Source organism: Arthrobacter sp. 01T428 (assembly GCF_056398685.1).
The window spans coordinates 24,325-50,703 of record NZ_JBFTPW010000011.1 but is presented as its reverse complement, the minus strand read 5'-3'; the positions used below and the strand labels follow the sequence as shown (position 1 = coordinate 50,703).

The 26,379-nt window shown below is 63.8% G+C and carries 23 protein-coding genes; 13 read left to right on the top strand and 10 right to left on the bottom strand.

Annotation, left to right across the window (positions count from 1 at the left end):
• Positions 1-96: 96 nt before the first annotated feature.
• Together AC1DJB_RS13765 and AC1DJB_RS13760 are read left to right on the top strand one after the other, a co-directional pair.
• A complete protein-coding gene (locus AC1DJB_RS13765) occupies positions 97-1,788 on the top strand; it encodes a hypothetical protein (RefSeq protein WP_476910539.1) in 1,692 nt (563 codons plus the stop codon).
• On the top strand, positions 1,772-2,425 hold the full coding sequence (locus AC1DJB_RS13760) for a hypothetical protein (RefSeq protein WP_441433014.1): 654 nt from the start codon (positions 1,772-1,774) through the stop codon (positions 2,423-2,425). Before AC1DJB_RS13765 ends, AC1DJB_RS13760 begins: the two co-directional genes overlap by 17 nt.
• Before the next feature lie 51 nt (positions 2,426-2,476).
• Here the strand turns inward: AC1DJB_RS13760 and kdpC are convergent, their stop codons facing one another.
• From kdpC to AC1DJB_RS13740, 4 genes are read right to left on the bottom strand one after another with little or no spacing between them, the layout of a single operon-like run.
• Positions 2,477-3,085, bottom strand: a complete 609-nt coding sequence (gene kdpC / locus AC1DJB_RS13755; RefSeq protein WP_059388763.1) for a K(+)-transporting ATPase subunit C — start codon at positions 3,083-3,085, stop codon at positions 2,477-2,479.
• A gap of 9 nt (positions 3,086-3,094) precedes the next feature.
• Positions 3,095-5,221: a potassium-transporting ATPase subunit KdpB gene (gene kdpB / locus AC1DJB_RS13750; protein ID WP_441433013.1), complete on the bottom strand. Its 2,127-nt coding sequence runs from the start codon at positions 5,219-5,221 to the stop codon at positions 3,095-3,097.
• A complete protein-coding gene (kdpA, locus tag AC1DJB_RS13745; protein ID WP_441433012.1) occupies positions 5,218-6,885 on the bottom strand; it encodes a potassium-transporting ATPase subunit KdpA in 1,668 nt (555 codons plus the stop codon). The genes kdpB and kdpA overlap by 4 nt, the downstream gene beginning before the upstream one ends.
• A gap of 6 nt (positions 6,886-6,891) precedes the next feature.
• Entirely contained in the window at positions 6,892-6,972 is an 81-nt protein-coding gene (locus AC1DJB_RS13740) for a potassium-transporting ATPase subunit F (RefSeq protein WP_284988983.1), read from the bottom strand.
• A 385-nt stretch (positions 6,973-7,357) separates the two neighbouring features.
• Here AC1DJB_RS13740 and AC1DJB_RS13735 point away from each other — a divergent pair, with 385 nt between their 5' ends.
• Positions 7,358-9,334, top strand: a complete 1,977-nt coding sequence (locus AC1DJB_RS13735; RefSeq protein ID WP_059388766.1) for an APC family permease — start codon at positions 7,358-7,360, stop codon at positions 9,332-9,334.
• A gap of 33 nt (positions 9,335-9,367) precedes the next feature.
• Here the strand turns inward: AC1DJB_RS13735 and AC1DJB_RS13730 are convergent, their stop codons facing one another.
• Complete coding sequence (locus AC1DJB_RS13730; RefSeq protein WP_059388767.1) at positions 9,368-9,604, bottom strand: hypothetical protein; 237 nt, start codon at positions 9,602-9,604, stop codon at positions 9,368-9,370.
• A 188-nt stretch (positions 9,605-9,792) separates the two neighbouring features.
• Between AC1DJB_RS13730 and AC1DJB_RS13725 the strand changes: the two genes are divergently transcribed.
• From AC1DJB_RS13725 to AC1DJB_RS13715, 3 genes are all read left to right on the top strand, one after another.
• Positions 9,793-10,425 carry a hypothetical protein gene (locus tag AC1DJB_RS13725; protein ID WP_476910538.1) on the top strand — a complete coding sequence of 211 codons (633 nt, stop codon included), beginning with the start codon at positions 9,793-9,795 and terminating at the stop codon, positions 10,423-10,425.
• A 73-nt stretch (positions 10,426-10,498) separates the two neighbouring features.
• Positions 10,499-10,633: a hypothetical protein gene (locus AC1DJB_RS13720; RefSeq protein WP_284988918.1), complete on the top strand. Its 135-nt coding sequence runs from the start codon at positions 10,499-10,501 to the stop codon at positions 10,631-10,633.
• 206 nt (positions 10,634-10,839) lie between these two features.
• Positions 10,840-12,420, top strand: a complete 1,581-nt coding sequence (locus AC1DJB_RS13715; RefSeq protein WP_476910537.1) for a zf-HC2 domain-containing protein — start codon at positions 10,840-10,842, stop codon at positions 12,418-12,420.
• A gap of 139 nt (positions 12,421-12,559) precedes the next feature.
• On the opposite strand, the gene AC1DJB_RS13710 is transcribed toward AC1DJB_RS13715, so the two are convergent.
• Positions 12,560-13,594 (bottom strand): LacI family DNA-binding transcriptional regulator, encoded by a 1,035-nt coding sequence (locus AC1DJB_RS13710; RefSeq protein ID WP_284988916.1) that lies wholly within the window; start codon positions 13,592-13,594, stop codon positions 12,560-12,562.
• 287 nt (positions 13,595-13,881) lie between these two features.
• On the opposite strand from AC1DJB_RS13710, the gene AC1DJB_RS13705 reads away from it, so the two are divergent.
• The 7 genes from AC1DJB_RS13705 to AC1DJB_RS13675 are packed head-to-tail and all read left to right on the top strand — an operon-like array spanning position 13,882 to position 21,141.
• A complete protein-coding gene (locus tag AC1DJB_RS13705; protein WP_059388771.1) occupies positions 13,882-15,201 on the top strand; it encodes an extracellular solute-binding protein in 1,320 nt (439 codons plus the stop codon).
• A gap of 3 nt (positions 15,202-15,204) precedes the next feature.
• Complete coding sequence (locus AC1DJB_RS13700; RefSeq protein ID WP_059388769.1) at positions 15,205-16,107, top strand: carbohydrate ABC transporter permease; 903 nt, start codon at positions 15,205-15,207, stop codon at positions 16,105-16,107.
• Entirely contained in the window at positions 16,107-17,030 is a 924-nt protein-coding gene (locus AC1DJB_RS13695; protein WP_441433009.1) for a carbohydrate ABC transporter permease, read from the top strand. Before AC1DJB_RS13700 ends, AC1DJB_RS13695 begins: the two co-directional genes overlap by 1 nt.
• Positions 17,031-17,063: 33 nt before the next feature.
• Complete coding sequence (locus AC1DJB_RS13690) at positions 17,064-18,272, top strand: Gfo/Idh/MocA family protein (protein WP_441433008.1); 1,209 nt, start codon at positions 17,064-17,066, stop codon at positions 18,270-18,272.
• A 12-nt stretch (positions 18,273-18,284) separates the two neighbouring features.
• Positions 18,285-19,289: a sugar phosphate isomerase/epimerase family protein gene (locus tag AC1DJB_RS13685; RefSeq protein WP_441437703.1), complete on the top strand. Its 1,005-nt coding sequence runs from the start codon at positions 18,285-18,287 to the stop codon at positions 19,287-19,289.
• Between the two features lie 47 nt (positions 19,290-19,336).
• Complete coding sequence (locus tag AC1DJB_RS13680) at positions 19,337-20,035, top strand: ThuA domain-containing protein (protein ID WP_441433006.1); 699 nt, start codon at positions 19,337-19,339, stop codon at positions 20,033-20,035.
• Positions 20,020-21,141, top strand: coding sequence for a Gfo/Idh/MocA family protein (locus AC1DJB_RS13675; RefSeq protein ID WP_306964523.1), 1,122 nt, complete (start codon positions 20,020-20,022; stop codon positions 21,139-21,141). Before AC1DJB_RS13680 ends, AC1DJB_RS13675 begins: the two co-directional genes overlap by 16 nt.
• Here the strand turns inward: AC1DJB_RS13675 and AC1DJB_RS13670 are convergent.
• From AC1DJB_RS13670 to xylA, 4 genes are all read right to left on the bottom strand, one after another.
• Entirely contained in the window at positions 21,123-22,319 is a 1,197-nt protein-coding gene (locus AC1DJB_RS13670; protein ID WP_059388774.1) for an ROK family transcriptional regulator, read from the bottom strand. The two genes, AC1DJB_RS13675 and AC1DJB_RS13670, sit on opposite strands and share 19 nt — an antisense overlap.
• A gap of 66 nt (positions 22,320-22,385) precedes the next feature.
• Positions 22,386-23,525, bottom strand: coding sequence for a Gfo/Idh/MocA family protein (locus AC1DJB_RS13665; RefSeq protein ID WP_441433005.1), 1,140 nt, complete (start codon positions 23,523-23,525; stop codon positions 22,386-22,388).
• Complete coding sequence (gene xylB / locus AC1DJB_RS13660; protein ID WP_441433004.1) at positions 23,500-25,002, bottom strand: xylulokinase; 1,503 nt, start codon at positions 25,000-25,002, stop codon at positions 23,500-23,502. Before xylB ends, AC1DJB_RS13665 begins: the two co-directional genes overlap by 26 nt.
• 4 nt (positions 25,003-25,006) lie before the next feature.
• A complete protein-coding gene (gene xylA / locus AC1DJB_RS13655; RefSeq protein WP_441433003.1) occupies positions 25,007-26,197 on the bottom strand; it encodes a xylose isomerase in 1,191 nt (396 codons plus the stop codon).
• Between the last annotated feature and the right edge of the window lie 182 nt (positions 26,198-26,379).

Here is a 26,379-nt window from a genome sequence, read left to right as displayed (position 1 = left end):
GCCGCAATAGCAATTGGCGTTTGCCTGTCCCTGTTGCCCGCCCCGGCCATGGCAAGCCCAACACCTGCACCGTCACCCTCAGCCTCCACGGACTCCGTGGCACCACAGGTTCCCGGGACCGGGGTCCCCGCGCAGGTGCCTGTGACGCCGTCGCCATCATCGACGACGTTACCCGCGCCCGGGCCGACCGGTCCGGCCCCGACGCCGGCTCCCACCGCGACGCCGGTTCCGACACCGGGCACCACGCCGCCAAAGGCAATCGAACCTTCGCCCGCCACGTCAGCCACCCCTGCACCTTCCTCCACAACCGTAAAGGCATCTGGCTTCGCCGTCCCTGGCGCGATCGGCGCCAAGCACGAAAGCCTCGGCGGTGACGCCGGCGGACTCGGCCCGGCGATTGCGGAGCAACAGTGCGATCTCCCCGGAGGGGCTTGCCGGCAGCAATTCCAGAGGGGGTGGATCTACTTCGTCCCGGGATACGGGACGTTCGCAGTTTGGGGCGCGATCAACGGCCGCTACCAACAGCTGTCCGCAGACACGGGCGGTCTGGGGTACCCGAGCAGCGACGAGCAATGCGGACTGCCTGGAGGGGCGTGCCGGCAGCAATTCCAACGCGGATCCATCCACTTCGTCCCGGGATACGGGACGTTCGCAGTTTGGGGCGCGATCAACGGCCGCTACCAACAGCTGTCCGCAGACACGGGCGGTCTGGGGTACCCGAGCAGCGACGAGCAATGCGGACTGTCTGGAGGGGTATGCTCCCAGCAGTTCCAACGCGGATCCATCTACTTCGTCCCGGGATACGGGACGTTCTCCGTTGTGGGCGCCATCAGTGGCCGCTACCAGTCCCTGGGCGGCCTCAGCGGCTACCTCGGAGCCCCGCACGGTGACGAGCAGTGCGGCCTGCGGTTCGGCGGCTGCTCGCAACAGTTCACGCGGGGAAAGATCTACTTTACGATAGGCGCCGGAACCCAGCCGGTTTGGGGCGGCCTTGGCAGTTTCTACGACTCCCGCCATTCCCAGGACGGCGTCATCGGGTACCCCGTCACGGGCGAAGCCTGCGACGGGGCCGGGAACTGCAGCCAGAGCTTCCAGTTCGGACAGCTTCAGTGGATCAACGGTGGAGGTGTCAGGTATACGATCGCCACCGCAGGGTACTGCCCCGCTTTGAACTCCGGCGCCGTGAAGTACCCGACTAACGGGGCGCAAAGGGTGTCCCTGGCGGTAGCGGACGCGTACCGTGCAACCCAGGTATCGATGATCACCTGCGTCCGCAGGCCCGGTGACGGGCAGTACGTGAAGGAGTGGGGTGCGATCGGCTCCGCCGGGGAGTCGGGGTTCGCCGGTCCCGGCGTGGCAACCGGCCCCACTTGGCAGGCGTTCTCGCCCACAGGTTCGTTCACGGTGACCGAAGCGTTCGGCCTCGGCAACCCGGGAACGGCCCTGTCCTACCGGACGCTGAACCAGTTCTCGCGCTGGGGCGGCAGGCTCAATGCGAACTACAATCAGTACTTCGAATCCAGCTCGGACATCTTCCCGGACGAGAACATGTGGTACTTCGCGACCCGGCCAACGCACGATTATCGTCAGGGAGTGGTCATCAATTACAACCGGCCACCGGACTCGCCCATCGTCATGAACGCCGGATTCGCGATCTTCATGCACGGCAACAACAAGCCCACCTGGGGTTGCCTCGCGTTCAACGATCCGGACTTGCTGCAGTTCATGCGCACCGCTCAGGCCGGGGACCGGATTGTGATGGGAGTTGGCTATGAAATCTTCTGGTAGGAGCGTCCGCACCTGGGCGGTGCCACTGTCCGTTGCCCTGGCCGGGCTCTTGCTGACTGCTTGCCAGGGCGGCTCGGAGCCAAGTGGCTCAGCGGCGAGCCCGGTACCAGCCAGCGCCCTGGCCTCTCCAAAAACCGATGCCACGGCCTCCCCGGGCACCACGGCCATGGACGGCAGGATCATCGGGACCCCCGACGCGCAGGCCTGCAAAGTGCCTGACACAGACGAGATCCGGCAAAAGCTTGGAGCCATTGCCGCGCAGATCCAGCAGGGTGTGCAATCCGTCACGGAAACCCAAGGCGTAAAAGAAACGAGTTGCACTTTCAGCTTGGTGGGTGTGCCCAACGGACAGGATCCGGATCCGGGCAACGCCCTGACCATTTCCACAACCGTGTACCCGGACACGGCTGCCTTGGGCAAAGTGGAACTGCCTCGGCTCATGATGTCCCCCAAGTCCGTCGACGGCGCAGGCGAACGGGCTTGGTACGCGCGGAACCAGTTGTCCTCGAGTACCGAGTACGTCCTTGAATCAGCTTCGAAGAACGTCATCACGAGGATCACGCTGGCCGTCCCTGTCCAAGCACCGCCGGTCGAACAGTCCCAGGACAAACTCACCTCGCTACTGCAAGCTCCCTGACGCGGGACGGCCAGCCACTTCACATGGCCGGTTTCCTTTAATTGGTTTCCTTTATTTGGCTGCAACTGCCGCCACGTCCAGGTTCAGCTCGGTGACGTTGACGGACGGCTGCCCAAGGAAGGCCTCAAGTCCGGTGACGGTTCGGCGGTCAACCATGGCCTGCACCGTCTCGGGACTCAGCCCGTGCGCCTTTGCCACCCTGGGCACTTGGAGGCGGGCGTAGGCAACCGAGATCTGCGGGTCCAGCCCTGAACCGCTCGCCGTCACGGCGTCCGCGGGGACGTCAGACTCCTTGACACCTTCCGCAGCGGCAACGGCGGCACGGTTGGCTTTGACGGCGTCGAGCAGTTTGGGATCGTTGGGTCCCAGGTTGCTGGCAGTGGATGCCCCCGGGTCCCACTTGGCCGCCGAGGGGCGGGCGTGGAACCACAGCGGGTTCTGGGTGCCGGCGTCGTTGGCAGAGACTTGCGCGATCAGGGCAGAAGCGGCGGGCTTACCTGCCGCGTCTTTCACGATGGAGCCATTGGCTTGGAAAGGCGCAACGGCCTGGCCGATACCGAAAATCGCCAATGGGTAGATCAATCCAAGGACCACGGTGGCCAGGAGCAAGAACCGAAGAGCCGTTCCTGCTTGCCGAAAATAGCCGGGAAGGGTGTTCATGGTTGTCTCCTAGCCGATGCCGGGGATGAGGGAAATGAGCAGGTCGATGAGCTTGATCCCGATGAAGGGAGCCACAAGACCGCCGAGGCCATAAATGGCCAGGTTCCGGGCCAGTGCCTGGTTTGCCGAGACAGCGCGGTACTTGACGCCCCGCAAGGCGAGCGGCACCAGGGCAATGATGATCAACGCGTTGAAGATCACGGCGGAGAGGATCGCCGAGGACGGCGAGGCCAGGCCCATGATGTTCAAGAGCCCGAGTCCGGGAAAGGCGCCTGTGAACAGGGCTGGCACGATTGCGAAGTACTTCGCCACGTCGTTGGCGACCGAGAACGTGGTCAAGGCGCCGCGGGTGATGAGCAACTGTTTGCCGATGCCCACGATGTTGATGAGTTTGGTGGGATCCGAGTCCAGATCCACCATGTTGGCAGCCTCCTTGGCAGCCGGAGTACCCGAATTCATGGCGACGCCGACATCCGCCGCTGCCAGCGCGGGGGCATCGTTGGTGCCGTCGCCCGTCATGGCCACCAGCCGGCCGTGCGCCTGTTCTTCCTTGATGACAGCGAGTTTGTCCTCCGGAGTGGCCTCGGCGACGAAATCGTCGACGCCTGCCTCTGCAGCGATTGCCTTGGCCGTGATGGGGTTGTCACCCGTGATCATCACCGTCCGGATGCCCATCCGGCGCAGTTCGGCAAAGCGGGCATGCATGCCCGGCTTGACCACGTCGGCGAGGTGGATCGTGCCGAGGACCCGGGCTCCGCCGTCGTGCCCGACGCCGGCCACCAACAGCGGGGTGCCGCCCTGGGCTGAGATTTCCCGCACCTTGCGGTCCACTTCGGCGGGCGTCTGGCCACCGGCGTCCGCCACGAACTTCGCGACGGCGGTAGCGGCGCCCTTGCGGATCTTCCGCCCGTCGAGGTCCAGGCCGCTCATCCGCGTGCTCGCGCTGAACTCGACAATTGCGAACTCTTCCGTGCCCTTCAGGAGAGCGGCAAGGTCCGGGCCGCCGACGCCCTTTTCCGCTGCGAGATCCACGATCGAGCGTCCCTCCGGCGTCTCGTCGGCAAGGCTGGATAGCCGGGCAGCCTCGATGAGTTCGGTCCGCTCGACGTCGTGGGCGGGGAAGAAGTTGACCGCGCGGCGGTTGCCGTAGGTGATGGTGCCGGTCTTGTCGAGCAGGAGGGTGGTGATGTCTCCCGCGGTCTCCACGGCGCGGCCGGAAGTGGCCAGGACATTGTGCTGCACCAAGCGGTCCATGCCAGCGATGCCGATAGCCGGCACGAGCGCGCCGATCGTCGTCGGGATCAGGCAGACCAGCAGCGCCACCAGCACGATCGGCGAGGGCGTTGCCCCCGGCAGGGAAGCGAACGGCGCCAAGCTCATGGTGACCGCAAGGAACACGATGGTGAGCGAGACAAGGAGGACGTGGAGGGCGATTTCGTTGGGCGTCTTTTGCCGAACAGCGCCTTCCACAAGCTTGATCATCCGGTCAATGAACGTTTCGCCCGCCTCAGCCGTAATGCGAACGGCGATGCGGTCCGAAAGGACCTTGGTGCCGCCGGTCACGGAGGAGCGGTCGCCACCGGATTCACGGATCACGGGCGCCGATTCACCCGTGATGGTGGATTCGTCCACGCTCGCCAGGCCCTCGATAATCTCGCCATCGGAGGGGATGACGTCCCCTGCTTCGCACATGACGACGTCGTTCTTCCGCAGTTCCGTTCCCGGCACTTCCTTGAGGGTGCCGTCCTCCAGCCGAAGCCGGGCAACGACACCTTTCCTGCTGGCCCGGAGACTGTCTGCCTGGGCCTTGCCGCGGCCCTCGGCGATGGCTTCCGAGAGGGTTCCGAAGAGCACCGTCAGCCAAAGCCAGATTGTCACCGATACGCCGAACACTGCTGGCTTGAGGATGCAGATGGCCGTGCAGAGAGCCGCCCCTACCAGCACGGTGAACATCACGGGAGAGTGGATCATCTGGCGTGGCCCCAGTTTCCGTACTGCAACCGGCAGCGCAGTCCGGATACTGGCAAGGTCCAGCTTTGCCGGTGCCTTGGTGTGGTGCTTGTGCTCTCCCGGAGTTCCCAGGGGATTTCCGTCTGCGTAGGTCCGGGCGGCGGTGTCCGTTGTGGACGGGGTCATTTGAGGAGTCCTTCTGCGAGGGGGCCCAGGGCGAGGGCAGGGAAGTAGCTCAACGCCGTCATGATCACCGTGACGGCGAGCAAGAGCGAACCGAAGAGCCAGCCATGGGTGGGCACTGTTCCGGCGGATGCCGGGATCCGGGGCTGTTTTGCCAGGGATCCTGCCAGGGCCAACACCAGCACGATGGGGAGATAGCGGCCAAGCAGCATGGCGATTCCCATCATGGTGGACAGGTAGGGGCCGGAGGTGGTGATACCGGCGAACGCGGAGCCGTTGTTGTTGGCTCCGGAGGTGAAGGCGTACAGCATTTCGCTGAATTGGTGCGGTCCGGTTGCAGGGGCGTTGGCAACGGCGTCCGGGAGAAGGACGGTGATTCCAGCCGTGGCCAGCACGATGACGGGCGTCACCAGGATGTACATGGCCGTGAGCTTCATCTCGCGTGGCCCGATCTTCTTGCCCAGGAATTCCGGAGTGCGGCCCACCATGAGCCCGGCGATGAACACGGAGACGATCGCGAGCATGAGCAGGCCATAGAGCCCCGACCCCGTGCCGCCCGGGGCCACCTCGCCGAGCATCATGTTGACCATGGCCACGCCGCCGGCCAAGGGCGGAAGCGAATCGTGGGCCACGTTGATCGCTCCCGTTGAAGTCAGGGTGGTGGCCGTGGCAAAGATGGAACTCTGCGCCGCGCCAAAACGCTGTTCAAAGCCCTCGCCCAAACCGCCGGCTGCCGCCGTTGCCGTTCCCGCAGTGCCGGCAACGGCCCAGCCCATCAGCAAGGTGGACGCCAGCCAGAGCATGCCCATGACACCGACTACTGTGTGCCCCTGCCGCTGGTCCCCCACCATACGGCCATAGGCGTACGGCAAGGCAGAAGGAATGAGCAGGACCAAGAAGACCTCGAACATGCTGATGAAGACGTTCGGGTTCTCAAACGGGTGCGAGGAATTGGCGTTGAAATAGCCGCCGCCGTTGGTGCCGAGGATCTTGATGGCCTCCTGGGAGGCCACCGGCCCGCCGGGGATGGTCTGGGTGACGCCTGTTGCTTGGTTGACGACGTCGGTGGACCAAAAGTTCTGCACCACACCGCCAATCACCATCACGATGGCCGCGAGCGCAGCCATCGGAAGAAGTACACGGAACGAGGTGCGGGCAAGGTCCACCCAGAAATTCCCCAGCCTGTCAGTCCGGGTGCGAGCGATGCCGCGGATCAGGGCAATCACCACCACGATTCCGACTGCGGCAGAGAGAAAGTTCTGCACGGCCAGCAGGCACATCTGTACGAAGATGCCCATGGTGGTCTCGGGGACGTAAGTCTGCCAATTGGTGTTCGTCGCGAAGGAGATGGCCGTGTTCATGGCCGTCCAGGGATCCACGCCGGCCAGGGAATTGTTCCCTGGCAGGACGCCTTGGAGCCGCTGGAGCAAGAACACCACCAGGATGGACACTGCAGAGAAGACCAGGACACTGCGCAGGTAGATCGACCAGCTCTGTTCGGCGCCGGCATCCACTCCCGCGAGGCGGTAGAACAGCCTCTCCGCCCGAGATGACTTCTTGCCGTCAAACACGAGGGCAAGGTAGATGCCCAGGGGCTTGTGCACCAAGACCAACAGCAAGAGCAGGACAACCACCTGGGTGAGGAAGGAGGCAACGCTGAAAACCATCCCGCATCACCACTTTTCCGGGTGGATCAACACGGCCAACAAGTAGCCGAACAGACACAGGCCTGAAATGAACAGGACCAACCACATCACGGCGTCCGCGCTCATTGCCCGCTCACCGGCCCATCGCCGTCGACGATTTTGCCCAGAAGGTGGGCAATCCACATCACGATCCCCATGGACACCACGAAGATCCCCACAACAGCCACGTCGGCCATTGGAACGTCCTTTCATCCGCGCCCCGTTTGCGGGGCTGATGCCAGTCAACTCCCCGGCAGACGGCGAAAATCGGTTCCTGATGGTTCCTTAACACCGCAGGGCCGAATCTTGACGGCTTCTTAACAGGCGCAAAGTGGATTCCGGGAAATCGACGTTAAGGATTCATCAAGATCGGCTTCAACCAGCGAAAACACCTGTGGCCGGTGTTATGTTCAGCAATGATCGCGGTGCCTGCGCGTCGCGCGGAAAGGACACCATGACTACCTTGAGCAGGCCCCCGGCTGATCCTTCGGCCCCACGGCCCGGAGGCATGGCCTCCCTTCGGACATGGTTGCTGTTCGGACTGCAAGACTCCAAAGGATCGCACCAAGGACCTGGTGCGGTGGGCGATCCCCATCTGAAGAAGCATTCGTGGTGGCAGGTCATGTGCCTCACCGGCGTCGACTATTTCTCCACCCTCGGCTACCAGCCGGCCATCGCAGCCTTGGCCGCCGGAGTGATTTCGCCGTTGGCCACCATCGTCCTGGTGGCCGTCACGCTGCTGGGTGCCCTGCCTGTGTACCACCGCGTCGCGGGTGAAAGCCACCGTGGCGAGGGATCAATCGCCATGCTTGAGCGCCTCTTGCCACGATGGGGAGGAAAGCTCCTCGTCCTCGTTCTCCTCGGGTTCGCGGCGACGGACTTCATGATCACCATGACCCTCTCGGCCGCGGACGCCACGGCCCACGCAATCCAGAATCCACTCGCCCCGGGCTGGCTGCAGGGACAGAACATCCTGGTCACTTTGTTCCTTCTGGCCCTGCTGGCCGCAGTATTCCTGCGCGGATTCAAGGAAGCCATCGGCGTGGCGGTGGTTCTGGTCATCGTCTATCTGGGCCTCAACGTCGTGGTCGTGTTCTCAACGTTTGTGGAAGTGTTCGCACATCCGGTCGCAGTGGGTGACTGGTGGCATGCACTTTCCACTTCGCACGGAAACCCGTTCATGGTGATCGGCATCGCGCTACTCGTTTTCCCCAAACTCGCCTTGGGCCTGTCCGGTTTCGAGACGGGAGTCGCCGTGATGCCCCAGATCCGCGGACGTGCCTCGGACACGGAGGAAAACCCTGCCGGACGGATCAAGGGAACCCGCCGTCTCCTGACCACGGCCGCGGTCATCATGAGTTCGTTCCTGATCGCCACCAGCTTCACCACCGTTGTGTTGATTCCGGACCAGGAATTCCAAACCGGCGGCCAAGCCAATGGACGGGCCCTGGCATTCCTTGCGCACCAATATCTCGGCGTGGGGTTCGGCACTGTCTACGACCTAAGCACCATCGCCATCCTGTGGTTCGCAGGCGCCTCCGCCATGGCGGGGCTGCTGAACCTGGTCCCGCGGTACCTGCCGCGATATGGAATGGCACCGGGATGGGCCCGGGCAGTGCGCCCCCTCGTGTTGGTATTCACCCTCATCGGGTTCCTGATCACCTTCCTGTTCAACGCCGACGTCGACGCCCAGGGTGGCGCGTACGCCACCGGGGTGTTGGTGCTGATGACGTCGGCCGCCGTGGCGGTGACCCTCTCCGCCCGCCGTTTGAGGCAGCGCAAGCGCACCGTCGGATTCGGCGTCATCGCCCTTGTCTTCATCTATACGACAATTGCCAACATCTTCGAACGTCCCGAAGGCATCCGGATCGCCGCGATCTTTATCGTGGGGATTATCGTGATCTCCCTGCTTTCCCGGATCCGGCGCTCGTTTGAATTGCACGCGACCCACGTCCACCTGGACCGCCAGGCGCTGGAATTCATGTCCACCAACCTAAGTGGCCCGATTGCGCTCATCGCCCACGAACCCCTCCGCCTCACCGCGGAGGCCTACCGGGACAAACTCACCTCAGCGATCGAGGTCAGCCACATTCCGGTGGATTACCAGGCGCTCTTCCTGGAAGTGATAGTGGACGATTCCTCCGACTTCGAAACCGCGCTCGAAGTCCACGGCGTGGTTCGGCACGGACACCAGATCCTCGAAGTCCACGGCCCGGTGGTCCCCAACACCATCGCCTCGGTGCTGCTGCACATCCGCGACGTGACCGGCCTCATGCCGCACATCTACTTCCGCTGGACCGAAGGCAACCCGGTCATCAATCTCCTTCGCTTCCTGTTCCTGGGCGAGGGAGAGATCGCTCCAGTCACCCGGGAAGTGCTGCGTGAAGCCGAACCCGATGTCAGCCGCCGCCCGTGGGTCCACGTGGGCTAAGCGCGGCTACAAGGTGGCCTGACGGCGATGCCGTCAGGGCCGCTCAGGCACCTCGCCGTTCGCTACCGCTTCGATCCAGTCGACCGCCTCGTCCGAGAAATAGAACCCCGAAGGCCCGTTCTCACCAACCCACCAGGCATCGGAAGTAACAACACCTCCAACTTGGGCGATCTCGGCAAGCACCTCGGGGGACACTGCGTCGCCATTGTTCTCGATCAGCCATTCTTGGGTGGACGGCTTCAGCTTCGGCCACCAGTGCTCGATACTCATGGCCGAAGTCTGCCATGCCTGCCCCATTTGCTCGAGCCTTGACCGTTAAGAGAGTGCTAAATCTCCGCCCTGCCGCATATGGAAACCGTAAAGACCACCGGTGGCGGGTCCTTTCGGTGATCTGATCGAGTGAAGAATTCACGGCCACCCGGGCTGTGGACTGGTCCTCCGCAGGAGCTGACGTAAGCATGAAGCGCTTTGGCTTTACCCACGGAACGGCACCCGACACCACGGTTCCCGGCAGCAGCCCGATCGACTATGTTGTGGTCGACGACGTCGGTGATTTCTCGTACTATCCGTCCGAGGCCGCCATGCTCGACAACTTGGAATACGTTGACGAAGCAGCATGCATCCTTGACCGAGCCGGAAACGACTACCGCCTGACCATGGATAAGGACAGGCACCTGCGCCTGGGCCCTTCGTTGGGCACTGTCGAATTCAACTGGCTCCGCCAAGCGTGGACAACCAACCAACGTCGGAATATGCAGACCCACCCCTTACAACCGTTCTCCCCGGAAACGTTGGAAGCCCTCCTTGCCGGATTGTTTGAAATGCTTTACCTCGAACAATCCGGCAGGACCACGGATGCGCCGTGGGTGTTGGAGGTGGATGGCGAAGTAACCCATCCTGCGACGCTCCAAGAAGTCAACGGCCTCCTCACACGCGAGGATCACCTCGAACGAGTCACGGTGCATGACCCATTCGGCCACGACTATCAGCCAATCCGACACGCAGGGCACCGCTTCTCCTTTCCCACCGGGAGGTCCATCTACTACGTCGAGGTTCCTGGGAGATTCAAGCGGGACGGCGTCCACCACTGAGGCCACCCGCACGGCACGCAAATACTTCTCCGCACTTGCGACATGAATCGTCTGCACGCGCCATACAGTAGGCATGAAGATCCAAACAGCGGCTGCGGTGCCCGTCGCGGATGGCATGTGGCTGCTTCTGACCCGGTGGCGGGACCAGAGCCTCGTTGCGCAGCTCAGGACGCGGCAACCGGCACGCGGCGATTTGCTTCGTCAATAGACGCGATCCCCGAACCGATGGAGCCTTCCGAGAACGACGTCGTCGACCAAGTGCCCGTCCGCGGGCGCCACCGGGCCGCACCACTGAGGAACAAATGGCTGATCACCCTTTTCGCGAGAAAAGATTCCAAACCTGCGTCATGAATTCCGGGTCCGCCCACTGTGTCTATATGGTCGGAAATATTTATGCTCGCAGGGAAGCCGGTAATGGCGCCTAGTACTACCTCTTCAATGGCCGACGCTGTTAGCGACAGTGAAATAATCGCCATGGTCCGCGGTGGAAACCTGGATGCGTATGACGGGCTGTACGCTCGCCATGTTTCCATCGCTTCTACCGTTGCCCGCAGGAACGTTGACAACCTCAGCGATGCCGACGACGTCGTCGCCGAAGCATTCCGGTCGGTCCTGCAGAGCCTTGTCGAGGGCAAGGGGCCTGAACAATTCTTCCGTGGGTACCTGTTGTCCACGGTGACCAGGCTTTCCCATCATAGGAACCGGAATGCCCGCCGCGCCCTGCCGACCGCCGACGAGGCTGTTCTTGACCACAAAATGACACCCGGGGATCCGGTCGTCCAGGCTTTCGAATCCCATACCGTGGCCCGTGCCTTCCGATCACTGCCGGAACGATGGCAATCGGCCCTGTGGTACCTGGACGTGGAACGGATGAAGCCCGCCGTCGTCGCTCCGATCCTCGGGCTCTCGCCCAACGCTGTCTCCGCACTGGGCGTGCGCGCGAGGGAAGGATTGCGCAAACAGTATTTGCAGATGCACGTCAGCGAGATTCCACAAGGCACCTGCACGAAAGTCGTACCCCAGCTCGGATCCTATGTTCGCGGGGGCTTGTCCAAACACGCCGAGGCAAAGGTCCGGGATCACCTTGACGAGTGCGCCAAGTGCACGGCCGTGCTGCTGGAGCTCAGGGACGTGCAGGCAACCATGCGGGCCGTGCTCCTGCCATTGATGACAGGCGTCCCGCTGGCAGCATGGGGAAGCGGCGCCTCGGGGCTGGGCATTGCAGGGCAGTTTCCTTCAGCGCCGGTGGCATCCGGGATGACCCGGATCTCACAGCCTCTATTGATGTCTATCCTCGCTAGCCTCGCAGTAGGGCTGGTCGTGGCAGGGGTCGGTTTTGTCCAGGTCCTGGGTGGCCAGCCGGCGCCGCAGGGATATCAGGATGCGCAGATACAAACAACCGGGTCTGCCCGGCCGACGCCGGCGCCGTCCCGAGACCAGTCCCCCACCCGTGTTGCCTCCGAAGCGCTCCCGCCGCTTCCTGCGCTGCCGGACGAAGCGGCGACGCCTGTGATCACCGAACCCCTCTTTGCGACACCGGCGCCGGCACGAGGGCCCGCGCCAGCCAGCACACCATTACCCATTGCCGTTCCCGTGCGGACCCCGGCTCCCACGCCGACGCCGACGCCGACGCCGACGGCAAATCGCGGGAAGATCAGCGGTACAGCGAGTCGGACAGACACGGGTGCGGACCCCACGACGGCGACGCTCGAGACCGTCTTCACCCTGTCCCGAGGAATCGGGAATGCCACAGCCGACTTCTCGATCAACGCGCCCGGCACAATTTCAGGCGGATCCGTTACTGCCCCCTCGGGCTGGAGTTGCTCGGCGAAGCCACTGGATCCTTCCGGCATCAGTTGCACCACAAATTCGGCACAACCCGGCGAACTGACCTTCCGGCTCAACGTCACCGTCGTGAACCAGGGCGTCCACACCTTGACGTATGGCCTGAGTGGAACCGGGATTGCAACGAGCACATTCCGCTACGACTTCTGACAGATCAATCGGCCCAAATTAGACCCTGACGCGCGGAACACCAAGCTGAGGGAAGACCACCGCCCCGTCGTCGGGCTCGAAGATGTGAGCTAGCGTCGGCGAAAACACCCCCAAAAGTGAGCGGGGGTCCGGACTAGGCCTACGCCGGCGGGGCGGTGGATTCGCGGACCACAAGGTGCGTGGCGAGTTCCACGCGCCGCGAGTCCAATGCGTCACCGCGCATTTGGCGGAGCACGAAGCGCAGGGCGGCACGGCCCATCTCCTGCAGCGGCTGGGATACGGACGTCAGCGGCGGCACCGATTCCTCTGCTTGGTAGGTACCGTCGAATCCCACCACGCTGATGTCCTCCGGGATGCGGATCTTTTGCCGCCGCGCCTCGGCGAGCACACCCAGGGCGATGCTGTCGCTTGCGGCAAAGATGGCCGTTGGGCGCTCTTCGAGTTGAAGCAGGGTTTTCATTCCCGCCACCCCGTTCTCGGAGCGGAAGGGCCCTGACAGGATGTAACGCTCCTCGACGGGCACACCATTCGCCATCAGCGCCGCCATGTAGCCGTGGAGACGGGCCTGGTTGCACTCGGCGCCTTCCGGGCCACCCAGGTAGGCGATCCGGCGGTGCCCTAGATCCAACAGGTGCGCCGTGGCGGCCTTGCCCCCGGCCCAGTTGCTGGCACCGACGCTGACCACGTCACCCGGCGGCGGGTTGAGCGGGTCGATGACCACGATGGGTATCTGCCGCCGTCGAAATGGATCCAGCTGGGCCGAACTGAACGCCGAGGTCACCACGATCATGCCGCTGCGGCCTTCGTCGACGATCCGCTGCGCCCGCTGCTCGAGGCTCAGCTTCGACGCCGACTGCTGGCCGGTGATGTTGAGCAGGACTTCGACGTCGGAGGCGGCCGCGTGCTCCAACACGCCGTTGAGCACTTCCACCCCATACGCCGAATTCAAGGTGTCGAACACAACCTCCACCACGGGCCGGCGGCCGGCGGTGTTCTTTCGCTGAAGCGGCGACTTGTATCCCGTCCGCTCCAAGGCGGTCAGAACTTTGGCGCGCGTGTCAGCTGCAACATCCTCGCGCCCATTGACCACCTTCGAGACGGTCGGCATCGAGACGCCCGCTTCCCGGGCAATGGCGGCCAATGTCACCTTGGCGGAACTTTCACTGCTGGCCATGGATCCTCAACTCTTTCGAAATATTTCGCTGACACAAGTGTGGGCGGCGAGGCAAGCAGAGTCAATCGCCATTTCGTAAAAGAGTTGAACTTTATGCCCGAATCGCCTTGACGGTGACCCAGACCACAGCTAAATTTGCCTAACGGACCGAAAAGATTATCGAAATATTTCGAAGATTCGGATCAAGCATATTCAGCGGCAGTGCAGCCTCGCTCCCCGAAGGCCGGACTCCCGAAACCAATAGCCGGGCAATCAGCGTCGAGCCCGGAGGACGAATGGAATTGCAAATGGTAAAACTCACGTTGCGCACGGCAGCGATCGCCGTCACTGCCGCGGCCGTATCGATCTCCCTCGCAGCCTGCGGATCAAGTGGACCGGCAAGTTCGGCAGGAAACGCCGATTCGGCCACCATGTGGGGCCTCACGGGCGGTAACCAGCCCGTACTCCAGAAGTCCATCGATGCATGGAACAAAGCCCACCCGGACGAGGCCGTCAAGCTCGACTTCTTCGCGAACGACGCGTACAAGACCAAAGTGCGCACCGCCGTCGGCGCCGGCCAAGGACCCACCTTCATTTACGGTTGGGGCGGTGGCGTGCTGAAGTCCTATGTCGACGCCGGCCAAGTGGCCGACCTGTCGGACTTCGTATCGTCAAACCCGGATGTCAAGAGCCGCTACCTGCCGTCCGTGCTCAAGAACGGCGTGATCGACGGCAAGACGTATGCCCTGCCCAACAACAACGTGCAGCCCGTCGTCCTGTACTACAACAAGGAAGTCTTCGATAAGATCGGCGCCCAGGCCCCCAAGACCTGGGATGAACTCATGGCCCTGGTGCCGAAGTTCAAGGCTGCAGGCATCGCTCCCTTCTCCCTGGGCGGCCAGTCCAAGTGGCCTGACCTGATGTGGCTCGAATACCTGGTGGAGCGCATCGGCGGACCCGAGGTCTTCGCTAACATCGCCGCCAACAAGCCCGGCGCCTGGTCCGACCCCGCCGTCAAGGCAGCCCTCAGCAAGATCCAGGACCTGGTGGACGCCGGCGGATTCGCCAACGGATTCTCCTCCATTGCCGCCGACAGCAACGCGGACCAGGCCCTCCTTTACACCGGCAAGGCCGCCATGATCCTGCAGGGTGGCTGGATCTACCAGAGCATGAAGAAGGACGCCGCGGACTTCGTCAAGAACGGCAAGCTGGGCTACGTCACCTTCCCCACCGTGTCCGGTGGCAAGGGCGATCCTGCCAACGTCGTGGGCAACCCTTCCAACTTCTGGTCGATCTCTTCCAAGGCCACTGACAGCCAGAAGAAGGCGGCGCTCGACTACGTCAAGAGCGGAATGTTCACCGACGCCGACACCCAGTCCTTGATCGACTCCGGAGCGGTTCCCGTGACCACGGGCATCGAAAGCAAGCTGGCCGCATCACCGGACAAGGATTTCCTGAGCTACGTGTACGGCATGGCCAAGAACGCACCGAGCTTCACCCTCTCCTGGGACCAGGCCCTCAGCCCCGCCCAGGGAGACGCCATGTTGGCGAACCTGGACCAGATCTTCCTGAAGAAGATCAGCCCCGATCAGTTCGTCTCAACCATGAACGCCACGATCGGAAAGTAACCAGTGTCTACCTCAACCGGTTCTTCCCGGCGGGTCCTTGAAAAGGGCCCGTCGGGGTGGCTGGCCGCACCAGCCCTTGTCTTCTTCCTCCTCTTCGCCATCATCCCGCTCTTCGGCGTGCTCTTCCTCAGCTTCACCAAATGGGACGGGCTGGGCGAAATCAAACTGGACGGCTTGTCGAGCTGGACCACGGTCCTGACCGATCCCGTCACCGGCAATGCGCTGTGGGTCACGGCCAAGATCATGTTCTTCTCGTTCATCGTCCAAGCCCCCATCAGCTTGCTCCTCGGAGTTTTCACGTCCGCGTCCCAGAAATACCGCGCGGCCCTCGCAGTCCTCTACTTCGTGCCGCTGCTGCTGTCCTCCGCGGCCGTCGCGATCGCATACAAGGCCCTCTTGGACCCGAACTTCGGACTCGGTCCGGGCTTGGGCCTTCCATTCCTCGCCCAGGACTGGCTCGGCAACTCGGATCTGGTGCTGTTCGTCGTCGTCTTCGTCATCGCCTGGCAGTTTGTCCCGTTCCACACACTCATCTACCAAGGCGGCGTGCGCCAGATCCCGGCGTCGCTGTATGAAGCGGCCCAAATCGACGGCGCGGGGCGCGTCCAGCAGTTCTTCGCCATTACCTTGCCCCAGTTGAAATACACCATCATCACGTCCTCGACCCTTATGGTGGTCGGCTCACTGGCCTACTTCGATCTCGTCTTCGTCCTCACCGGCGGAGGCCCCGGCTATTCCACGCGGCTGCTACCGCTGCACATGTACCTGACCGGCTTCAAGGCCAACGACATGGGAGCGGCGAGCGCCCTCGGCGTCATCCTCGTGGTGATCGGCCTTGCACTGGCCCTGCTCCTGCAAAGACTCGGTGGCAAGAACCGCAACGCAAGCCAATTGGAAGGTGCCTGATGGCTTCCACAACCCAGATTCCCGCACCGCCGGCAAGGCCCAACGCGCCAAGCAACAAGCAAGGCCACAAACATGGCGAGCGAGCAAAAGGCTCCAAGGGCCCCGGCCGGCTCCGCCCCAACTACCTGGGCGGCCTGGGCGGCTGGCTTTGGCTGGCGATCATCATCGTTCCCATCTACTACGTGGTGGTGACCAGCCTGAAGAACCAGGCCGGGTTCTTCACCTCGAACCCGATGATGCCGCCCACCGAGCCGACCCTGGACAACTACAAGCTGGTCCTGGACAACGACTTCGCCATGTACTTCTTCAACAGCCTGATCGTCACAGTGGGCAGTGTCGTACCTGCACTCTTGGTCTCGTTCATGGCCGCCTACGCGATCGTCCGGGGGAAGGGCCGGTTCCTGACGTGGACGAACAACACGTTCCTCTTGGGCCTGGCGATTCCCTTGCACGCCACGATCATTCCCATCTATTGGATGATCACCAAAGCGCATCTCTATGACACCTTGTTGGCGCTGATCTTGCCCTCCATTGCCTTCGCGATTCCCATTTCCGTCCTCATCCTGAGCAACTTCATGCGCGATGTACCCAACGAGTTGTTCGAGTCCATGCGGCTCGATGGTTGCTCGGACTGGGCCATGATGTGGCGGCTCGCGCTGCCCATGACGCGCCCCGCCGTCGTGACCGTGGGCATCTACAACGCGCTCGGCGTCTGGAACGGCTTCCTGTTCCCGCTGATCCTGACCCAGAGCCCGTCCACCCGCGTGCTTCCGCTGTCCTTGTGGACCTTCCAGGGCGAATTCAGCGTGAACATCCCCGCCGTGTTGGCTTCCGTGGTGCTCGCCACCTTGCCGCTGCTGGTCATCTATGTGGTGGCTCGCCGCCAGCTGCTCAGCGGGTTGACCGCAGGATTCAGCAAATAGCCAACGCTCTTTGAAAGCACGAAAGGAAACACAATGACTACCGCAAAGCCCTTGCGGGTCGGCATGGTCGGCTACGCGTTCATGGGCGCCGCCCACTCCCACGCTTGGCGGACAGCGCCGCGGTTCTTCGATCTCCCGCTTGACCCCCAGCTCACCGCACTGTGCGGCCGGAACGACGACGGCGTCCGCGCCGCCGCGGGCAAGCTCGGCTGGGGATCGGTGGAGACTGATTGGCGCCGGCTCCTCGAGCGGGACGACATCGACCTGATCGACATCTGCACCCCGGGCAATACGCACGCCGAGATCGCGATCGCAGCCCTCGAAGCGGGCAAGCACGTGCTCTGCGAGAAACCCCTCGCCAATTCTGTGGCGGAGGCGGAGCGCATGACCGAAGCCGCCCAGGCCGCGGCAGAACGCGGAGTGTTCTCGATGTGCGGCTTCAGCTACCGCCGCACCCCTGCTTTGGCGCTGGCCAAGCGGATGGTCGAAGAGGGCCGGCTCGGAAACATCCGGCACGTGCGGGCGCAGTACCTGCAGGACTGGCTTAGCGACGAAAACGCGCCCATGACCTGGCGGCTGGACAAGTCCAAGTCCGGATCGGGCTCCTTGGGCGACATCGGAGCGCACAGCATCGACGCTGCGCAGTGGGTCACCGGGCAGCAGATCACGGGCGTTTCCGCACTCCTGGAAACCTTCGTCCACGAACGTCCGCTGGCCGGTGACCTCGTCGGGTTGGGCGGCCATGGCGACGTCGGCGCGGATGCGCCGCGCGGCGCGGTCACGGTCGATGACGCCGCCATTTTCACCGCCCGCTTTTCTGGCGACGGGCTCGACGGCGGCACTACTTCCGCGGGCGCCGTCGGGGTCTTCGAGGCCACGCGGTTCGCGCTGGGACGCAAGAACGCCATGCGCCTGGAAGTCAACGGGACCAAGGCCTCCCTCGCGTTCGACTTCGAAGAGATGAACGTCCTGTCCTTCTACGACGCCGCGGAATCCCCCGACGCCGGATTCCGCCGGATCTTCGTGACGGAGCCCGAACACCCCTACGTCGGCAACTGGTGGCCCACCGGGCATGGCCTCGGATACGAGCACGGCTTCACGCACCAAGTGGTGGACCTCGTGAGCGCGATCGGCGCAGGCGAGCAGCCCTCGCCGTCGTTCGCTGATGCCCTGCAGGTGCAAAAAGTGCTGGCCGCCGTGGAAGGCAGCGCCGCAGAGTCCAGCCGCTGGCAGAAAGTCTAGGAGGGAACACCGATGACAAGACCCATCACACTGTTCACCGGCCAATGGGCCGATCTGCCCTTCGAAGAGGTCGCCCGGCTCGCGGGCGAATGGGGCTTCGACGGGCTCGAAATCGCCTGCTGGGGCGACCACCTGGACCCCCACCGGGCCTCCATCGACGACAGCTATGTCCAGGAACGCCTCGACATCCTGGAGAAGAACGGCCTCAAGGTCTTTGCGATCGCCAACCATCTCACCGGCCAAGCCGTGTGCGACGACCCCATCGATGAGCGCCACCGGGACATCCTCTCCGACCAGGTTTGGGGCAATGGCGATCCTGAAGGAGTCCGCCAACGCGCTGCCGAGGCCATGAAGGACACGGCACGGGCCGCGGCACGCCTCGGCGTCAAGACCGTCACGGGATTCACGGGCTCCTCCATCTGGAAGGCAGTGGCCATGTTCCCGCCCGCCTCGGAGGCGATGATCGAGCGTGGCTACCAGGATTTCGCGGACCGCTGGAACCCGATCCTCGACGTGTTCGACGAAGTCGGGGTCCGCTTCGCCCTGGAAGTCCACCCCTCCGAGATCGCCTACGACTACTGGACCGCGAAACGTGCCCTGGAAGCCGTGGGGCATCGCGAGAGCTTCGGGCTGAACTTCGATCCATCCCACTTCATCTGGCAGGACCTGGACCCCGTCATGTTCCTCCAGGATTTCGCGGACAAGATCTTCCACGTGCACGTTAAGGAATCCATCCGCCAGCTCAACGGACGCAACGGCCGGCTCGGCTCCCACTTGCCATGGGCGGATCCGCGCCGGGGCTGGGACTTCGTCACCGCAGGCCATGGCGACGTGAAATGGGAGCCGATCTTCCGCACCCTCAATGCCATCGGCTACGAGGGGCCAACCAGCGTCGAGTGGGAAGACGCGGGCATGGACCGACTCGTGGGAGCACCGCAATCCTTGGCCATGGTCCGGGAACTCGCCGCCATCGCCCCGCCGGTCGCCGCTTTCGACGCGGCCTTCTCAAGCCGCTAACCATTTCATTTTCGGCTCTCCGGCCGTATTTCTCAGCAAAGGAAACCATGACTGACAAGAAGACCGCCCTGGTGGTCCGTGGCGGCTGGGATGGCCACCAGCCATTCGAAGCCACAGAACTCTTTATCCCCTTCCTCAAGGAGAACGGCTACGACGTCCGCGTGGAGGAATCCCCCAAGGTATATGCCGATTCGGCATATATGGCCGGCGTGGACCTGATCGTGCAATGCATGACCATGTCCACCATCGAGAAGGACGAATTCGAGGGGCTCCGTACCGCCGTCGAAAACGGCACGGGACTTGCCGGCTGGCACGGCGGCATCGCCGATTCCTACCGGAACAACTCGGACTACCTGCACATGATCGGCGGCCAGTTCGCCTGCCACCCCGGCAAACATCCCGACGAACGCATCGGCGAACAGTCGGACAACTACGTGCCGTACAGCGTCAACATGCTCCCGGCTGCCGCGAGCCACCCCATCACCCAGGGAATCGGCGACTTCGAGCTGGTCACCGAGCAGTACTGGGTCCTGTCTGACGACTACATCGACGTCCTCGCCACCACCACCCAGAAGGTCCGCGACTGGGACCAATGGAACCGGGAGGTCACCTCCCCTGCGATCTGGACCCGGCAGTGGGCCGAAGGACGGATCTTCGTCTGCACCCCGGGACACCGCGTGGAAATCCTCCAGGACAGCAACGTCCGCACCATCATCGAAAGGGGCATGCTGTGGGCAAGCCGCTAAGAGTAGGCATCATCGGCTGTGGCGCCATCATCGCCCAGTACCTCAAGAACTTCCGCCGGCTGGACGACATTGACCTGGTAGCCGTCGCGGACCTCGATCCCGCGCGCGCACAAGCGGTCGCGGATTCTTACGACGGCGTCCGCGCGGTGACCGTCGACGAGCTCCTGGCGGCGGACGACGTCGAGCTCGTACTCAACCTCACCATTCCGGCCGCGCATGCGCCGATCGCATTGAGGGCCATCGCCGCCGGCAAGAGTGTCTATGGTGAGAAGCCGCTCGCTGCGACAACCGCCGAGGCACGGCAAGTGCTCGACGCGGCGCGGGAGGCCGGCGTCGTGGTCGGCTGCGCGCCGGATACGGTGCTCGGCACCGGGATCCAGACTGCCCGCAAAGCGATCGACGACGGCCTGATCGGTGCGCCGATCTCGGCCACGGCAACCATGGTGACACCGGGACACGAGCGCTGGCATCCCAACCCGGACTTCTACTACCAGCCCGGCGGCGGACCGCTGCTGGACATGGGTCCCTACTACGTGAGCGCCCTGGTCACGCTATTGGGCCCGGTGGTCTCGGTCATTGGTGCCGCAAGCCACACACGGGACACGCGCACCATTGGTTCAGGACCGCGGGAGGGCGAGGTGATTCCGGTGACCATCGATTCGCACGTGACCGGGGTCCTGGTCCACGCCTCCGGCGCCCTGTCCACGCTGGTGATGAGCTTCGACGCGGTGAAGACCAAGTCGGCCAACATCGAGATCCACGGTTCGGCGGGATCTCTTGTTGTTCCTGATCCGAACCACTTCGACGGCGACGTCCAGCTCTTTACGCTTGGCGCCGACTCCTGGCAGACCCTTCCGATCTCGGCGGGCTACATCGATTCGGGCAGGGGCTTCGGCATCGCCGACCTCGCCGCAACCCCGGCCGGGGTCGAACCACGTGCTGGCGGCCAATTGGCGTTCCATGCGCTTGAGGTCATGGAATCTGTGCTGGCATCTGCCCACAGTGGCTCAGCGGTCTCGATCGAAAGCACGGTTGCGCGGCCGGCCCTCGTGGAACTGACCGCCTTGGCGGCCCCGCTCGCGGAAGTTCAGGGAATCAGTTCGTAGGCCTGGCTCAATATTCTCCGGACTGCGGTTGCTGCGGCGCCCCTGAGGGCCCCCGTCTGCCCCAGTCCGGAGAACGCCAGGTTTCCTTCCGGGATCAGTCCCGGTGCGTGGTGGTCCAAGCTCCGGCGCAGCGCAGGAGCGATCCACTCCTCGAGTACGGCGAAATGACCGCCGAGCACGACGGCGGAAATGTTCGCCACCCGCGCCGTCGAGGCTATCGCGATTCCTAGGTAGTGCCCGGCCTGTTCCACCGCTGAAACCGCGCTCCAATCTCCGTCGGCAAGGCGGCTCAGCAGGTATTCCATGTGCTTTGTAGCCACATCCTGATGTATTCCGGCTGCAGAATATATGGCGTCTTGGCCCGCGAACGTCTCAAGGCAACCGTGACCGCCGCAGGCGCACAACGGGCCGTCGGGATGCACCACCACATGCCCGATCTCACCGGCATGGCCGTGCGGGCCGGCGAAAAGCCGGGAATCTATGACCAGCCCTCCACCGACGCCCACTTCGCCGGAAATGTAGAGGAAGTCAGGGAAGCGGTCGCCGTGGCCAAACCAGAGTTCCGCGAGCGCGGCGCCATTGGCCTCGTTGGAGAGGGTCACTCCGAAGGGGGCTGCGGGCAGGAGCCTGGGCAGCTCTTCGGAGAGTCCGACGTCGGCCCAGCCCAGGTTCGGCGCGGCCAGCACCACGTTGCGTTCCGTATCCACCAAGCCGGGCACGGTCAATTCCCCACCAAGAAGTTCGACGCCGTCGCCGGCCGCCTGTGTTGCCGCCCGCTGCGCCATGGCGACGAGGAGCGGCAGGATGTCGGAGGGCAGGCTTCCGCGGTTATGCCTTTCGACCGTTTCGTGGAAGGCCAGTTCCCCTGCGAAGTCCAGGACTCCCACCGCGAGGTAGTCCACATTGATTTCCGCGGCCAAAGCGCCGCGGGCCGGATTGAGGACGAGACCGGTTCCGGGCCGTCCGCGTTCGCCGTCTCGGGTGATACTTGTTTCCCGCACCAGGCCGGATTCAAGCAAGTCGGTGACGATGCTCGAAACGGATGCTTTCGTGAGACCGCTTTCCGCGGCAAGCTGGGCACGCGTGGCCCCGCTGTTCCCCTGTATCCCGGCGAGGACGAGCGCAAGGTTCTGCCTGCGGACATCGCCCACTCTTCCCGGCGACGGCGTGGCGGGCATGTTTCCTCCAGGATCCTGTTTTGACTGCGTGACTTACATCATCATTCAGGGATCGGAGGTTGCTGGCTATTTGGACCGTGCCGTGCTGCGCTGGTCACTTGCCGAGGTGCTGCCCTGCCCCTGGTCCCCCGGGTAGCTGATTCCCGCTAGCCTGCGTGCTTCATCCAGCAGGGACATGGTGGTCAGGGTATCCGCCAACGGCATCGTGGGGCACTCGAGCAGGCCCAGCTGCAGGCAACGAATCACTTCGCGCAACTGGTAGGTGTAGCCATGGCCGACCGGGGTGAATTTCTCCTGCCGTTGCTCGCCGGAGCTGGAGGTGATGGTCAACTCCGTCGGATTGAATAGCGGTGCGTTGGATCGGAGCATCCCCTTCGTGCCGCATACGGTGGCCGTTTGGGGGGTGGCCGAGGTCAAGGAGGTCATGGCCTGGACCTGCGCCCCGGAAGGATAGGACAGTGTCAGTGCGGTCTCGGAATCCACTCCGCCGTCAGTCAGATGCGCCGTGGCCGTCAACGATTCCGGGCGTCCTAGGCTGATCAGCGCCCATGTCAGGGGATAGACACCAACGTCCATCAGGGCGCCTCCCCCGTCGTCGCGCCTCCACAGCCGGGATTCTGGATTGCACGGCGCCGGAAACCCGAGGTCAGCTTGCAGCCACCGGATCTCACCGAGTTCGCCGGATGCGATGATTTCCGCCGCCCGTTGCACGCTGGGCAGGAACCGGGTCCACACTGCTTCCATCAGGAACAGGCTTTTCTCCCGGGCCAGCCGAACCAGGACCTCTGCTTCACGGGCGTTGATGGTCAGCGGCTTCTCGCACAACACGTGCTTCCCCGCTTCGAGGGCCGCCTTCGCCGCCGAGAAATGACTCGTGTGAGGGGTTGCCACATACACGACGTCCACCGCGGGATCCTGGAGGAGCCGCTGGTACCCCGGAAGCCCGCCGTCGTCGCCGTAGGCGCTCTGGAAGCCGTGCTCGGAAGCAAACGCGTCCGCGTTTTCCTGGGTCCGGGAACTGACGGACTGCAAAACGGCGTCGGGAAGGAGCGCGAGATCGCTGACGACCGTGGAGGCGATCCGTCCGGCGGAAATGACTCCCCACCGGACGGGACTGCCCGATGCGGGCACCGGATCCTGGTTCAGGGAATCAAGAAGCGGTGTCCTGACGAGCAGCGATTCAGTTGGCGGCGTCAACGCGGGCACTGACCTTCCTGTAGTTCTGCCCGATCGAATCCCGGAAATCCGGCTCGGGTGTGGCGTCGAGGGCCACGGGCCAATCCGGGCGGTAGCCTGCGAGCGCCCACGCCGCCTGCACGGCTGAACCGCGGGCAACGTATTCGCCCGGGCTCGGAATCACGACAGGCAGGTCGAATACCTGAGCCGCTATCCGTTGCACGGCAGGATTCTTTACCGCGCCCCCGATCAACTGCAACCGTTCCGCACGGACACCCTGGTCACGCAGCGCGTCCAGGCCTCCGGCGAGTCCACACAGCATGCCTTCGATGGCGGCCCGGGCGATATTCGGCCGGGTGGTGGAGGCGATGCTGAGGCCGTGGAAGCTGGCCTTCGCGTGAGGCAGATTGGGAGTCCGTTCCCCTTCGAAATACGGCACCAGCACCACGCCTCCCGAGCCAGGCTCAGCTTCAAGGGCGAGCCTGGACAGCCCGTCGAAGTCGACGCCGAGCACTGCGGCTACCGAGCTGAGCACGCGGGCGGCGTTCAAGGTCACTGCGATGGGCAAATACTCGCCGCTCGCATCGGCGAAGCCCGCCACGGTCCCGCTCGCATCATGTCCGGGTGAAGAGTCGACGGCGAACACGGTGCCGCTGGTGCCCACGGACACGACGACGTCGCCGGGTTTGGCTCCGAGCCCAAGCGCGGCGGCGGCATTGTCCCCCGCCCCGACGCCGAGCAGGATCCCGCCGCCCAACGCTTCGCTTGCGCCACGGCCCCCGAAACACGCCGGGTGCACGCGGCCCGCGGTTTCGCCCGGACCTAGCACCCGGGGAAGAACGACGACGCCGGGCGCCGCCGTCGTCGTCCCGCCCGAGGCTTCCCGGGCGTCCTGGCCGAACGCCAGTTTGAACAAATCCAGATCGTAGCGTCCGGTCAGCGGGCTCCAATAGCCGGTGCCGCTGGCGTCCGAACGGTCAGTGGTGAGTTCGTCCAGGTCCGGCCCCAGCGGGCTGGAGCCCGCCGGACCGTAACCGCGGAGACGCCACGTGAGCCAGTCGTGGGGGAGCGCGACGGCGGCCACCCGAGCCATGCTTTCGGGTTCGTGGTCCCTAATCCAGCGGATTTTCGTGATCGTGAACGAAGCCACCGGAACCAGGCCGGTCCGCCGGGCGAAGTCCTCCGCCCCCACTTCGGCGGTGAGATCTTCCGCCGAGCCGGCCGAGCGAGTGTCATTCCACAGCAGCGCCGGCCGCACCACATTGCCCTCGAGGTCCAGCAGCACCATCCCGTGCTGCTGGCCCCCTACGGACAGTGCGCTGACATCGGCCAGGCCGCCGGCGTCGCCGAACGCTTCGGACAGCGCCCGCCACCACTCGTCCGGATGGACTTCCGTTCCCTCCGGGTGGCTCGCGCGGCCCGCACGCACGAGCGCACCGCTTTCCGCGTCCAAGACCACCACTTTGCAGCTTTGGGTAGAGGAATCAACCCCGGCAACCAGTGTCATGAGGTCAGCGCGCTCCGAGGAGGTGCTCGATGAAGAGCTGCTGGAGCTTCACGAACCCAAAGCCCTTGCCGCCGAAGTAGGCATCGGCGTCGAAGTCCTCGTAAGCGGACTTGTCCGCACGCAACTGCTCGTAACCTTCGCCCGGGTTCAGGGTAGGTTCGTTGATTTCTGCCACGCGGGACGCCTGGAGGGCCTCCTGGACCTCGGGGTCGGCGCGGAATGCCTTGGCGCGCTCCTTGAGCAGCAGGTAGGTCTGCATGTTCGCGGCCGCAGAGTCCCACACGCCGTCGATGTCCTCGGTGCGGCTGGGCTTGTAGTCGAAGTGGCGCGGACCGTTGTAGGCGGGGCCGCCGTCGGGACCGCCGTTTTCGAGCAAGTCCACCAAGGAGAAAGCGTTCTGCAGGTCACCGTGGCCGAACACCAGGTCCTGGTCGAACTTGATGCTGCGCTGGCCGTTGAGGTCGATGTGGAAGAGCTTGCCCTGGTACAGGGCCTGGGCGATGCCGTGCGTGAAGTTCAGGCCCGCCATCTGCTCGTGGCCGGTCTCGGGGTTGATGCCCACGAGCTCCGGGCGTTCCAGGGTTTCGATGAAGGCTAGGGCGTGGCCCAGGGTGGGGAGCAGGATGTCGCCGCGGGGTTCGTTCGGCTTCGGTTCAATCGCGAAGCGGATGTTGTACCCCTTGTCCGTGACGTAGTCGCCCAACAGGTTCACGGCCTCGCGGTAACGCTCGAGCGCGCCACGGATGTCCTTGGCGGCGTCGTATTCGCTGCCTTCACGGCCGCCCCACATGACGAACGTTTCGGCGCCGAGTTCTGCGGCGAGATCGATGTTGTCCAGCACCTTGCGCAGGGCAAAGCGGCGGACGCCGCGATCGTTGCTCGTGAAACCGCCGTCCTTGAAGACGGGGTGGCTGAACAGGTTGGTGGTGACCATGGGAACGATCATCCCCGTGGCTTTGAGCGCACCCTGCAAGCGGTCGATTTCGCGTTGGCGATCGGCAGCCGAGCAGCCGAAGGGGAACAGGTCGTTGTCGTGGAAAGTGATGCCGTAGGCGCCAAGGTCGCTGAGTCGGTTGACGGCTTCCACGGTGTCCAGGGGAGGGCGGGTGGCCGAACCGAACTGGTCCTGCGCCTCCCAACCGACGGTCCAAAGACCGAACGAGAACTTGTCTTCACGGGTGGGCTGAATCGTCATTGAGTGCTCCGGGTAGTCGAAAGGGGTTTGTTTCGCTATCCAACATATTATGAATTCCTGTGATGTCAACCACGTGAAGCCAACAAAGTTTTTTTCATCCCCTCAAGGAAAAGTCAGGAAAAGACCTGGCGCATGGGCCATTCAGCCGTTATGTTGTTGTGGACATCAAATAAGGCCGTCGA